Annotated in this window: 13 protein-coding genes; 9 read left to right on the top strand and 4 right to left on the bottom strand. The window is 66.6% G+C overall.

The window, feature by feature from the left end; all coding sequences use genetic code 11:
• Positions 1-9: 9 nt before the first annotated feature.
• The gene (locus MKK51_RS18460) at positions 10-1,260 is read right to left on the bottom strand and encodes a sarcosine oxidase subunit beta family protein (RefSeq protein ID WP_243979459.1); all 1,251 of its coding nucleotides are present in this window, start codon (positions 1,258-1,260) and stop codon (positions 10-12) included.
• A gap of 107 nt (positions 1,261-1,367) precedes the next feature.
• Here MKK51_RS18460 and MKK51_RS18455 point away from each other — a divergent pair, with 107 nt between their 5' ends.
• A complete protein-coding gene (locus MKK51_RS18455) occupies positions 1,368-2,387 on the top strand; it encodes a GlxA family transcriptional regulator (RefSeq protein ID WP_409565717.1) in 1,020 nt (339 codons plus the stop codon).
• Positions 2,388-2,433: 46 nt separating this feature from the next.
• On the opposite strand, the gene MKK51_RS18450 is transcribed toward MKK51_RS18455, so the two are convergent.
• Both MKK51_RS18450 and MKK51_RS18445 read right to left on the bottom strand, forming a co-directional pair.
• The gene (locus MKK51_RS18450) at positions 2,434-2,808 is read right to left on the bottom strand and encodes a hypothetical protein (protein WP_409565716.1); all 375 of its coding nucleotides are present in this window, start codon (positions 2,806-2,808) and stop codon (positions 2,434-2,436) included.
• Positions 2,809-3,188: 380 nt separating this feature from the next.
• Complete coding sequence (locus MKK51_RS18445; RefSeq protein ID WP_409565720.1) at positions 3,189-3,848, bottom strand: HAD family hydrolase; 660 nt, start codon at positions 3,846-3,848, stop codon at positions 3,189-3,191.
• Positions 3,849-4,054: 206 nt separating this feature from the next.
• Between MKK51_RS18445 and MKK51_RS18440 the strand changes: the two genes are divergently transcribed.
• The 5 genes from MKK51_RS18440 to mepA all read left to right on the top strand — a co-directional run bounded on the left by MKK51_RS18440 (position 4,055) and on the right by mepA (position 7,346).
• Positions 4,055-4,375: a PetM family of cytochrome b6f complex subunit 7 gene (locus tag MKK51_RS18440; RefSeq protein ID WP_243979449.1), complete on the top strand. Its 321-nt coding sequence runs from the start codon at positions 4,055-4,057 to the stop codon at positions 4,373-4,375.
• A gap of 99 nt (positions 4,376-4,474) precedes the next feature.
• On the top strand, positions 4,475-5,134 hold the full coding sequence (msrA, locus tag MKK51_RS18435; RefSeq protein ID WP_243979447.1) for a peptide-methionine (S)-S-oxide reductase MsrA: 660 nt from the start codon (positions 4,475-4,477) through the stop codon (positions 5,132-5,134).
• A gap of 248 nt (positions 5,135-5,382) precedes the next feature.
• Positions 5,383-5,697, top strand: coding sequence for a DUF2293 domain-containing protein (locus tag MKK51_RS18430; RefSeq protein ID WP_243979445.1), 315 nt, complete (start codon positions 5,383-5,385; stop codon positions 5,695-5,697).
• A 139-nt stretch (positions 5,698-5,836) separates the two neighbouring features.
• Positions 5,837-6,370 carry a hypothetical protein gene (locus tag MKK51_RS18425; protein WP_243979443.1) on the top strand — a complete coding sequence of 178 codons (534 nt, stop codon included), beginning with the start codon at positions 5,837-5,839 and terminating at the stop codon, positions 6,368-6,370.
• A gap of 46 nt (positions 6,371-6,416) precedes the next feature.
• Positions 6,417-7,346: a penicillin-insensitive murein endopeptidase gene (gene mepA / locus MKK51_RS18420; RefSeq protein WP_243979442.1), complete on the top strand. Its 930-nt coding sequence runs from the start codon at positions 6,417-6,419 to the stop codon at positions 7,344-7,346.
• A gap of 428 nt (positions 7,347-7,774) precedes the next feature.
• On the opposite strand, the gene MKK51_RS18415 is transcribed toward mepA, so the two are convergent.
• Positions 7,775-8,671: a helix-turn-helix domain-containing protein gene (locus tag MKK51_RS18415; protein ID WP_243979440.1), complete on the bottom strand. Its 897-nt coding sequence runs from the start codon at positions 8,669-8,671 to the stop codon at positions 7,775-7,777.
• Positions 8,672-9,463: 792 nt separating this feature from the next.
• On the opposite strand from MKK51_RS18415, the gene MKK51_RS18410 reads away from it, so the two are divergent.
• The 3 genes from MKK51_RS18410 (at position 9,464) to MKK51_RS18400 (ending at position 11,368) form a co-directional block, all read left to right on the top strand.
• Complete coding sequence (locus MKK51_RS18410; RefSeq protein WP_243979438.1) at positions 9,464-9,679, top strand: hypothetical protein; 216 nt, start codon at positions 9,464-9,466, stop codon at positions 9,677-9,679.
• Positions 9,680-9,757: 78 nt separating this feature from the next.
• On the top strand, positions 9,758-9,961 hold the full coding sequence (locus MKK51_RS18405; protein ID WP_243979436.1) for a hypothetical protein: 204 nt from the start codon (positions 9,758-9,760) through the stop codon (positions 9,959-9,961).
• Positions 9,962-10,090: 129 nt separating this feature from the next.
• On the top strand, positions 10,091-11,368 hold the full coding sequence (locus tag MKK51_RS18400) for an HlyD family secretion protein (protein ID WP_243979434.1): 1,278 nt from the start codon (positions 10,091-10,093) through the stop codon (positions 11,366-11,368).
• The last annotated feature ends 1 nt before the right edge of the window (position 11,369 follow it).

The following is an 11,369-nucleotide window of genomic DNA, read 5'->3' as shown; positions in this document are numbered from 1 at the left end:
CGTTCTCCCTCAATGCAGGTTGGGCTGGGCGCCCATGCCCTTCTCGTCGATGAGATGGCCGGTGGCGAAACGGTCGAGACGATAGGCGGCGGCGTCCTCATGGGACGTGTCGCGGGCGATGAGATGGGCAAAGCAGAACCCCGCCGCTGGGGTCGCCTTGAAGCCGCCGTAGCACCAGCCCGCATTCAGATAGAGCCCGTCGATCGGCGTACGGTCGATGATCGGGCTGCCGTCCATGGACATGTCCATGATCCCGCCCCAGTGCCGCAGCAGGCGCAGGCGCCCGAGGCCCGGCCACAGGGCCATGCCGCCCTCCATCACGTCCTCGATCGTGGCGAGGTTGCCGCGCTGGGCGTAGGAATTGTACCCGTCGATATCGCCGCCGAAGACGAGGCCGCCCTTGTCCGACTGGCTGACGTAGAAATGTCCGGCCCCGAAGGTCATCACCGTGTCGATGAGGGGCTTCACACCCTCGCTGACGAAGGCCTGGAGCAGGTGGCTCTCGATCGGCAGGCGCAGGTCGGCCATGGCGGCCAGCAGCGATGTCGAGCCCGCCACCGAGAGGGCGACCTTCTTCGCCCGGATGAAGCCGCGGCTCGTCTCGACCCCCACCACCCGGCCGTTCTCGCGGCGGATGCCGCTGACGGCGCAGTTCTGAACGATGTCGACGCCCCGGTCGCTGGCCGCGCGGGCATAGCCCCAGGCCACGGCGTCGTGGCGCACCGTGCCGCCCCGGCGCTGAAGGAGACCGCCCTTCACCGGAAAGCGCGCATTGTCGAAATCGATGAACGGCACCATTCCCCGGACGCCCTCGCGGTCGAGGAGCTCGGCGTCGATGCCCGCCATCCGCATGGCGTTGCCGCGCCGGGCATAGGCATCGCGCTGCGCGTCCGAATGGTAGAGGTTCAGGACGCCGCGCTGGCTCACCATGGCATTGTAGTTGATGTCCTGCTCCAGGCCCTCCCAGAGCTTCATCGACCGTTCGTAGAACGGGATATTGCCGGCGAGCCCGTAATTGGAGCGGACGATGGTGGTGTTGCGCCCGACATTGCCGGAGCCGACATGGCTCTTCTCCAGCACGGCCACGTTGGTGATGCCGTGTTCCTTGGCGAGGTAGTAGGCGGTCGCCAAGCCGTGGCCGCCGCCGCCGACGATGACGGCGTCATACTCGGCCTTGGGAGTGGCATCGCGCCATTGGGGCTTCCAATCGCGCTGGCCGCGCAGGGCCTGACCCATGACGCTGAGGAGGGAATAGCGCATGGCGGGACATGCTCCGGGGCTGGCTGCGGCGTGTGAACCCCTGGGTAGCGTATCGCCGGCCGGTACCCCTTGCATTTTGCGACGTCATTCGGACAATTCGCGCAGAAATGAGCAGCCGGCCCCCAACGCCCCATCTTTCGAAATCGAATCGGAACGCCGGCGCGCCGGAAAAGCCGGCGACGATGACGGTCGGCTTCATCCTGTTGCCCGGCTTTCCGCTCATGTCCTACGCGGCCGCGGTCGAGCCCATGCGGGCGGCCAACACCCTCCTGGACAGCGAAGTCTATCGCTGGTGGCATGCGGCACCGGGCGGAGGCGCCGTCCAGGCCTCCAACGGGATTGCGATCCTGCCGGATGTCGATGTCGGTGACACCAACCTCGACGCCGACCGGGTCTTCGTCTGTGCGGGGGGAAATCCCGCCGCCTTCGACGATCCGGCCTTGACCGCCTGGCTTCGCCATCTCGCCCGGCGCGGGATCACGCTCGGCGGAATTTCCGGAGGGCCTTACTTGCTCGCTCGCGCCGGTCTGCTGACGGGGCGCCGCTGCACGCTCCACTGGGAGCATGTTCCCGCCTTCGAGGAACGCTACCCGGATATCGAGGTCGTGCGCTCCCTGTTCGAAATCCAGGACGATCGGATCACCTGTTCGGGGGGCATCGCGGCCCTCGACCTGATGCTCAACTTGATCGAACGCGACCACGGTCCGGGCCTCGCCAACGGCGTCAGCGACTGGTTCCTCCACAATCAGATCCGGGAAGGTCTGAGCCCGCAGAGGATGGACCTGCGCCTGCGGCTCGGGGTGCGCGACCCGCGCCTGCTCCGGGTCCTCGCCGCCATGGAGGCCAATCTGGAGGCGCCGCTATCGCGGCAGGCCCTGGCCGATCTCGCCCGCGTCTCGATCCGGCAGCTCGAACTGCTCTTCAGGAACCGGATCGGTATCAGTCTTCACCAGCATTATCTCGCCTTGCGCCTCGACCGGGCCCATCGGCTCCGTCGCGAGAGCGCGCTGAGCTCGGCCGATATCGCCCTGGCAACAGGATTTACCAACGCGGCCGAACTCGCCCGAGCCGAGCGCCGGCGGCGGCAGAAGGGCACGGCCCTGCCGGACACCGCCGGCAACGAATGAACGAGTTGCTCCGGGGGGACGCCCGCCTTTGACGGGACACGAAGGCTCAGCGCCCGTACGCCGCCCGATGGAAGTCGAGGACCACGTTGGGCGGGACGTGATCGGGGCGGGGCGAGGCGCCCTGCCTGCGCGGCGCGCGACGGGCCGCGAAACGGGCCCGGGCCGCCTTTGCGGCCTGCTCGACGCTGCGGAAGACGAGCCCGTCGAGGGGATCGAAATCGCGTCCTGACGAGAAGAATCGCACGCCGCCCCGTTCGGGTACGGCGATGCCGGCCGTCACTTCGCCGACTTCGATCACCCGTGGCGGCGGGGCGGCATGAAGCCGGTTGCGGGCTCGGGCCTGGAGATGATCCGCCTGGGCATCAGGCGTGTGCAATCGGTTCAACGCCCGATGAGCGTCGTGCTGGTGGAAGTGGGGCATGATGTCGTGAACTCCTGACGCGGCCTGGGGGCCAGTTGCTGAAAGCGGTTCGATCTGACGGGTCGGTCAGCATCGACAGCGAGAGCAGGCATGCAGAAGAACTTGGAACGACGATCGATCAATCACGGCAAGTCATCCTTTCTATGAAGGACCACGAGGCGCGAACGCTCCGTAGTGCTTTAGCGTTTGATGACGCGGCGCAAGCTACACACTTCAAATCACCGCGGTGGCCCAAGCCATCCGCCCCGGAACCACACCTCTAGAATGATAGCAGCCCACCGCCTCGTCAACGGATGCATCTTCCGAATGCGTGCACCCACATGGCATGAATGACGCGCAGATCTACGGAGCGCAGGCGGTTTCTTCGGAAGGAGCCGGGATCAGGCGGATGCGGTCGCGCGCCCGATCAGACCGGCGAGGTCGCGATGATGGCCATACACCCGTTCGGCGCCGGCCGCGATCAGGTCCGCCCCCGTGGCGTCGTGCAGCCAATGGCCCCCGCCGGTGAAGCCGAGGACGCGCATCCCGGCGGCACGCGCCGCCGTGACGCCCGGCACGCTGTCCTCCACCACGAGGCAACGACCGGGAGGGACACCCATCTCGGCGGCGGCATGGAGGAAGAGGTCGGGTGCCGGCTTGCCGCGCGAGACCATGGTCGCCGAGAAGATGCGGCCCTCGAACAGGGGCAGCAGGCCGGTGAGGCCGAGCGAATGGGCGAGCCGCGCCGGATCGCTGCTGGAGGCGACGCAACTCGGAAGCTCCAGCGCCCGCACCACCCGGGCGATCCCGTCCATGGCGCTGAGATCGCGGTCGAAGGCGCGAAGGGTTTCGGCCTTCACCGCCTCGACGAAGCCGTCCGGGGCAACGATCCCGAAATCGCGCTCGATATGCCCCATGATCGACGTCATCGACGTGCCGGCGAAGCGCTCCCTCACCGTATCCACGTCGATGACGACGCCGATCCGGTTGAGCCCAGCGGTCAGGGTCGCAAGGCTCAGCGGCTCGCTGTCGACCAGCACCCCGTCGCAATCGAAGATCACCAGTCCGGTGGTGGTTTCGGGTTCGGTCGGCAAGGCGATGATCCGCTGGAGGTGGCTGCGGTGGGCTGTGCCATGGAGCCATCGCACGGCGCAATGGCGGGCCGTGGCGGCCATTGCGCGCGAGACTCCCGGAGACCTTGCGCCACGCAGCGAAGCCCCCTAACCCGGCAGGGCCGGCACGGGAGCCGGCGTATGTGCAAGCCGCGATGCTCCGCTTTCTCAGCCGCCTCCTCGGATATGTCGTCCTCGCGGCAGGCTTCGTCGGCCTCGTCTACGATGGCGCGCGCTCGGTCGCCAATAACGGCCTCCGCGTCACCAGCCTGAGCGACCTACTGATGACCCTGTTCCAGGAGCGCGGAAGCGCGCTCCAGAGCTCTGTGGAGAGCGTGGCGCCCTGGCTGTGGCAGGCCCTCGTCCTGCCGCTGACCCTGGCCCCCGCCTGCCTCCTCGGCCTCGGCCTCGGGGCCTTCCTGCTCTGGCTCGGCCAGCCGCCCCGCGAGCCGATCGGCTTTCTCAGCCGGCCCTGACACCTCGACCGTGAGGCATGGCCGTTTCGACACGGGGCATTCAGGAAGGGAGTCCGATACCCCATATAGAGGACATCCCGCCCTCTCACGGAGGCCCCGATGCTCCAGTTCTTCCGCAAACGTCCCGAAATGCCGAACGCCGCCGACGCGCTGCCCGGCCGCTCGACGCCGCTCCCCACCACGGACACTCATTTCGTCAATGGCCATCCACTGAAGGGTCCCTATCCCGAGGGAAGCGAGCAGATCGTCCTCGGGCTCGGCTGCTTCTGGGGCACCGAGCGCAAGTTCTGGCAATTGCCGGATGGAATCGTCGTGACGGCGGTGGGTTACGCGGGCGGGTTTACGCCCAACCCGACCTACGAGGAGGTCTGTTCGGGTATGACCGGGCATAACGAGGTGGTCCTCGTCGTCTACGATCCGACCGTGCGCCCCCTGGAGGCGGTCCTCAAGACGTTCTTCGAGAGCCATGACCCGACCCAGGGCATGCGCCAGGGCAACGATGTCGGCACGCAGTACCGCTCGGGAATCTACACGGCGAACGAGGCGCAGGCCGAGACGGCCGGACAAGTTCGTGCGGCCTACGGAGAGGCCCTGAAGGACCGGGGTTTTGGCGAGATCACCACCGAGATCAAGCCGCTCGATGCGTTCTATTTCGCCGAGGGCTACCATCAGCAATACCTCGCCAAGAACCCTGCGGGCTATTGCGGTGTCGGCGGCACCGGCGTGACCTGTCCGATCGGAACCGGCGTCGCCGCCTGAAGTGCCTCGCCCGCCAAGCTCATCGCTTGTCGAGCTTGGCGGTACGTGCCACCCCCGTCCAGTCGGACGGGGGATTCGGGACGGATGGTCGAACAGGTTTTCGAACGCGGGCTCTTCGCCGGACCGAGAGCTGGACTGCCTCGTCGGTCTCCACATGGTGTACGTTGTCTCCGGAACCCTGACGGCTCTCACGGATCGGATCGCCGCCGGGCACCACGTCAAGGGGGGACTTACCGGGTGACCCCGCGATGACCCGCGCGGAAGCCGTCGGCGAAGCGCTTCGCATCCTTGCTCCACGCCTGCCCGCCTTCGAGACGGATTCCGTCCTCGCGCGGGCGCTGGCCAGTCCGGGCCTGCGGAATGCGAGCCCCGAGAACGCGGCATGGCTCGCCCTCGTCGCCTTCGCTCGTCACGTCTTCACCGAATACGAGTCCTATCTCGAAGAGGGCTACGACCGCGACAGCGCCCGCCATTTCGTCCTCGACGAGCTCAACGAGACGTTGCGCGGCTGGGGCGTGCGCCGCACGGTCTCCGAGGATGTGGAGGAGCCGGACGATGGGTGATGGCCGGGTCCGCACCGCTGCGGCGGTGTCGCGGCGACCGGCTCGTCGCTTGCGAGGAGCGGCCCGCCGAGGGAAACCATTCCGGCCGGGAGACCGTTTCACGGTCGAGGGGGCCGCGACCGTTCACAGGACAGTGGCCATGCGCAGAATGCTCCCGATCATCGCCGCACTTGTGCTCGTATCCGGTGCGGGCCTCGCACCCGATCAGGCGCGGGCGCAGACGGGTTCCGATCCCGCCGCCTGCACCGCGTTCGACTGGCCGATCCTGCGGGAGCAGGCCTGGTTCGAAGCGCCCTCCCTGCCCCGGCTCGAATCCGGCTCGACCCTCTCCGCCGAGATGCCGGGCGCCGTCCTGGCGCTCAAGCCGACCGCGGAGGCCGATCTTCCCCTGCCCCCCTCGCGGGAACCGAAGCCCGGCACCTTCGGCGGCAGCCTGAAGATACCGCCCGTCGTCACGCCCGGCCTGTATCAGGTGACCCTGTCGGACAATGCCTGGATCGACGTGAGCCAGGACGCCACGACGACGCGCAAACCCGTGGCGAGCACGATGCGGCCCGGATGTCCGGGCGTCTCGAAGAGCGTCCGGTTCCAATTCGGCACCACCCCCATCCTCATCGTCGTCAGCGGTGCGAAATCGGACTCGATCCGGATCGCGGTCTCGCCCGCGGAGTAGCGGAGAGCTCTCGACGGGCCGACGGCCGATGGACTAGGTTGGCGCCATGCACCTGACCTCACGTTCGTTCCGCCTCGCGGCCCTTGCCTTCCTCGTCTGCGGAGGGGCTGCACAGGCCCAGGACAGGGGCAGCGTGAACCCCAAGCCGCTTCCGCCCCTGGCCGATCCCGATGCGCCGTCGACGCCGGCCAAAGCCCTGTTCGGACGGGTGACGACACCGGCTCCCGGCCCGGCCCGGCCCTACGGCTCCTATGCCAAGGGATGCTTCTCCGGCGGCGAGGCCCTGCCCAATGACGGGCCGACCTGGCAGGTGATGCGCCTCTCGCGCAACCGGATGTGGGGCACGCCGCATCTGGTGGATTTCATCGAGCGGCTGGCCGCCAAGGCTCCCCGCGTCGGCTGGAACGGCCTTCTCGTGGGCGACATGTCCCAGCCCCGCGGCGGACCGATGCTGACGGGCCACGCCTCCCACCAGCTCGGCCTCGACGCCGATATCTGGCTGACACCGATGCCGGACCACCGCATGACCCGCGCGGAGCGCGAGGAGACCTCGGCCACCAACGTGGTGCGCACGGACCGTCTCGACATCGATCAGCAGGTCTGGACGCCGGAGCACCTCAAGCTGATCCGCCTCACGGCCCAGCAGCCGGAGGTCGCGCGCCTCTTCGTCAACCCGGCAATCAAGAAAGCCCTGTGCCGGGAAGCGGGTGGCGACCGCTCCTGGCTCAACAAGGTGCGCCCGATGTACGGGCACAACTACCACTACCATATCCGCCTCTCCTGCCCGGCCGGGGACGATCAGTGCGGGGACCAGGCTCCGCCGCCCCCCGGCGATGGCTGCGGCGAGGAACTCGCCTATTGGTTCAGCGATGCGGTGCTGAACCCGCCGAAATCGACGAAGCCGGTGAGGCCCAAGCCGCCGATGACCATGGCGGCCCTTCCCGCCGCCTGCCGGGTGGTGCTGAAGGCCCGGTGAACGCTTCGGCCTCGTGGGCCCGAAGCGGGGATTGATGGACCGGGATGCGATGACGACAGGTGAGGATCCGCAGCGTCGGGCCGGACAGGCCATGCGGTCCCGCATTCCGGATGCGCGATGGCGAGCCGGAGGCACCCAGTCGGGCAAAGTTGTTCCAGCGGCCATCCTCGGCAGGATGATCTCGGGGGCGCCCGCGAGGATCGGCATCGACGTCCCGACCCGGTACGGCCGACGAATCCCGCCGTAGTGTCGCTCGCGATGGTGAGATCGATACCCCGCAGCGCAGGGCAGTTCAGTGCGCGGTCGACGCTCACGCCCTGCAACCGGATCGCATCGGTGAAGGGCCATCGCAGGGGCGTGCGCGGTGGCGGGATCGGCACCGATCGCCGTGGAATGGGGGGACGACCAGAACTCCTGGCAGGCGGGGCCTAATCGTCCGACGAGCCGGCGGACCGGGCCTTCCGTGCACGGCGCAGGAAGGCGCGAGGCGGCTGACCAGTGAGCCGGCGGAAGGTCTTCGACATCTGGCTCGCATCGTTGAATCCCGCCAGGGGCACGATCTCGCTGAGGCTCAGCGTTCCGCTGGCGATGAGGTCCTGCGCCCGGTTGACCCGCTCGCGCAGGATGAACTGATAGGGCGTCACGCCGAAGGATGTCTTGAAGGCGCGAACCAGATGGCCGACGCTGGTGCCGACGGCGTCCGCCAGGTGCTGCAGGCTCAGCGGTTCGGTGAGGTTTGCGAGGATCAGTTCGCGAAGGGTCGAGGCCTGCGCCGAAGTCAGCGTAGGGCCGGCGCGGCGGGGAGTCGCCTCCGAGTCCGAGAACAGCTGCAGCAACGTCGCCGATACGCTTTCCACCAACAGTGGCCCGCTGGAGCATCCCGTCTCCAGGTCGGCCGATACGGCCTGCAACAGGTGGCTCACCGCGATCTTTGACCGCGACGGAACGAACTGGGTCCGGACCCGTGACTTGGTGAGGGAGACGTCGGTGATACGCTCGACGGCTTCGGGAGCCAGTCTCAGCGTCAGCGTACGGAACGGCCCGGTCCAGTTCTCGACCACGGCAGCCCCCGGCTCGAGAACGATGATGTTGTCCTCCGAGAAATGGTAAGTCTGGCCCGACCAGAGGAAGCGCTGACTCGACGGCGCCAGCGAGAGGGCGAAATGTATGCCCTGCTGGACCATGGACACCGTCCCCTGGCTGCCAAGCATGATGTCGCTGAAGCCGATCCCGGACCAGCCGAGGCCCGTGCTGGTCTGGAGCACCGCCTCGATCTCGCCGTCGAGCTCGATGGTGCAGCCGAATTCGCTCTGATCAATCCGCATTCACGGGTTCATGGTGCATGCGAAAACCTCCCTTTGCAGACCGCCCCCGGACTTGTTCCTAAAGCTCCGATGCAAGCCATGCGTCCGCGCATCCGACCGGCAATCGACGATAGACCGACTCGGCGGACAACCGCCACCGAATGCCTATCGACACGCATCCTTCCGCAAAGCGATGCGGCACGCAAGGATGCAATACATCGAATCTGCATTCTGCGAGACGAGGCCTATTGTGAAACGTCTTATGTTTGTCGTCCGGCCCGGCCTGCCGACCATGATTGCCACGCCGACGCGGGGTCGCGCGACCGCTGTTTGTTCATTCTATAACGAAATTCATCATTCCGTACACGCCTCGCGCCGCAGGGCCGCAGATCATTGCTTTCGCTCCGACCCGCCAGCAGAGAAACAAATTCCACACAGTCAAGCCTCGACGCTCCGGACCCTATGGGTGCGACAAAAAGTCAATCAACTTCGAAAAAGCCAGCTGTAACAAAGGATTAGCCGATATAATATAGAATTCCGGCTTTCGTCTCATTCTCAGCAAGAATCGCCAAGTTCAGGCAGATCTGACCATAAGAGACGGTCGTTCTCTCACCGCCGCAAGAGGGGCCGCAATTCCGTCATCAATCGACAAAAAGAATGTTCGCAGTTCAGCCCTAGGAATGACGGCCCACGATGAGGCTTGATGGATGGCTCTGGACGTGTAGTCTGGATAACAGAAAGCAAGTTCGATTGCTTTCGAACACAGAACTGAGAAAAACGATCGATATATCGAATCTATTTTGGAGAGAAACAATGTCTAACACGAATGACACCATCCGCCCCCTCGATGCATCCGAGCTCGATGCGGTCGGCGGCGGTCTCTCCCTCGGTCTTGATCTCGACCTTTCGAGCGAACTCGGTGCCGTCTCCGGCGTGGTCGGCCAAGTCGGCGGTTTGGTCAGCGGTCTCGTCGGTGGTCTCCTCGGTGCCGTTGGCGGCCTCGTCGGCGGACTTCTCGGCGGCAAGTAGCCAGCGTCCAAACCCGGTTTTCCTGATTTTCTCGGCATGGCGCGAAACGACTGCGCCGCCTGATCCCGGAGATGTGACATGACACAGAAGCTCGATACCATCCGCGAACTCGACGCCACCGAACTCGACGCCGTCGGCGGCGGCCTCTCCCTCGGCCTCAACCTCGACTTGTCCGCCGAACTGGGTGCCGTCTCCGGCGTGCTCGGTCAGGTGGGCGGCTTGGTAACCGGCCTCGTCGGCGGCCTTCTCGGCGCGGTGGGCGGACTTCTCGGCGGCCACTGAACCCTCTGTCCGCATCAATCTTGATCGGTGAATAAGCGCGGCGGGCCAGTAGGCCCGCCGCGCTTCTCGTGCAAAGACGCCTGACCGTCGAAGAACGCCGCCCTCGGGCGAGGAGGACCGCCGAATCCGATGACGTCGCCGCTTTTTCGCGCAGAAGTCACCCAGGCACGACGGGATTCCTGGTTGGGCGAGACGCAGATCGTGCAGCCGCTCTCGATCCGGCTGATGACCGGGATCACGATCCTGATCACGATCGCCACGCTCCTCTACGTCGTCTTCGGCACCTATACGCGCCGCATCCACGCCTTCGGCATGCTCACGCCGGATGTCGGCCTCATCACGGTGGCGAGTCCCGTCGCCGGACGCGTCAGCGCCTCGGGGGTGAAGGAGGGCGAGCGGGTCGTCCAAGGCCAGTTGCTCTACACCCTCGACCTCGATGCCGTGTCGGCCAACGGCCCGACCCAGCAGCGCATCATCGACCAGTTGGCCAAGCAGAAGGAGACGATCGAGGCGCAAGCCCGCCTGCGCTCCGCCATGGCCGAGACGGAGAAGCGTTCGCTTGCCGAGCAGATCGACAATCTCCAGTCCCAGTCGCGGCAACTGGAGGAACAGGTCCAGTTGCAGGAGAAGCTGATACCGCCCCTTAAGGAGCGGGTCGATGTCCTCGCCAAGGCGGTGACAGACGGCTTTGCCCGCTCGGCCGATCTCCAGAACCAGAACTATCTCTACCTGCAGGCGAGTTCGCAGCTCGCCCAGTTCCGCAATTCGCGCCTGCAGCTCATCGGCAAGGTCGGTGAATTGCAGGCGACGCTCGCCACTTTCGACGACAAGCTCGCCCGCGACCTTGCCGAGATGGACCGCACCGCCGCCCAGTTGGAGCAGCAGCGGGCCGAGAGCGAGGCGCGCCGGGCCATCGAGGTGCGGGCGCCGGAGAAGGGCATCCTCACCTCGATCCGGGTCCAGGCCGGGCAGGGCGTGGCGGCGGGCGCCACCCTGCTCACGCTGCTGCCGAGCGACGGCCGGCTGCAGGCGAACCTGTTCGTGGAATCGTCGGCCATCGGCTTCATCGATACGGGGGAGGCCGTGATGCTGCGCTACGCCGCCTTCCCCTTCCAACGCTTCGGCCTCTATCGCGGCACGGTCACCGAGGTGACCCGGGCGCCCCTGGAGGCCGCGGACCTGCCGGAAGCCGCCGGTGCCAAGGCGAAGAACGGCGACGGCATCTACCGCATCATCGTGCGGCCGGACGAGAACAGCGTGATCGCCTATGGCGAGAGCCGCCGCCTGGAAGCCGGAATGCGGGTCGAGGCCGATATCGCCCTTGAGAAGCGCCCCCTCTACCGCTGGCTGCTCGACCCGCTCTACCGGGTCAAGCGCAGCGTCGATCTCGTAACCCGGGGCGGATGAA

This window comes from Methylobacterium sp. E-045, assembly GCF_022829685.1.
In the GTDB taxonomy this organism is placed as follows: Bacteria; Pseudomonadota; Alphaproteobacteria; order Rhizobiales; family Beijerinckiaceae; genus Methylobacterium.
Note: the sequence above shows the minus strand (reverse complement) of the source record. Positions and strands in the feature narration are given on the sequence as shown.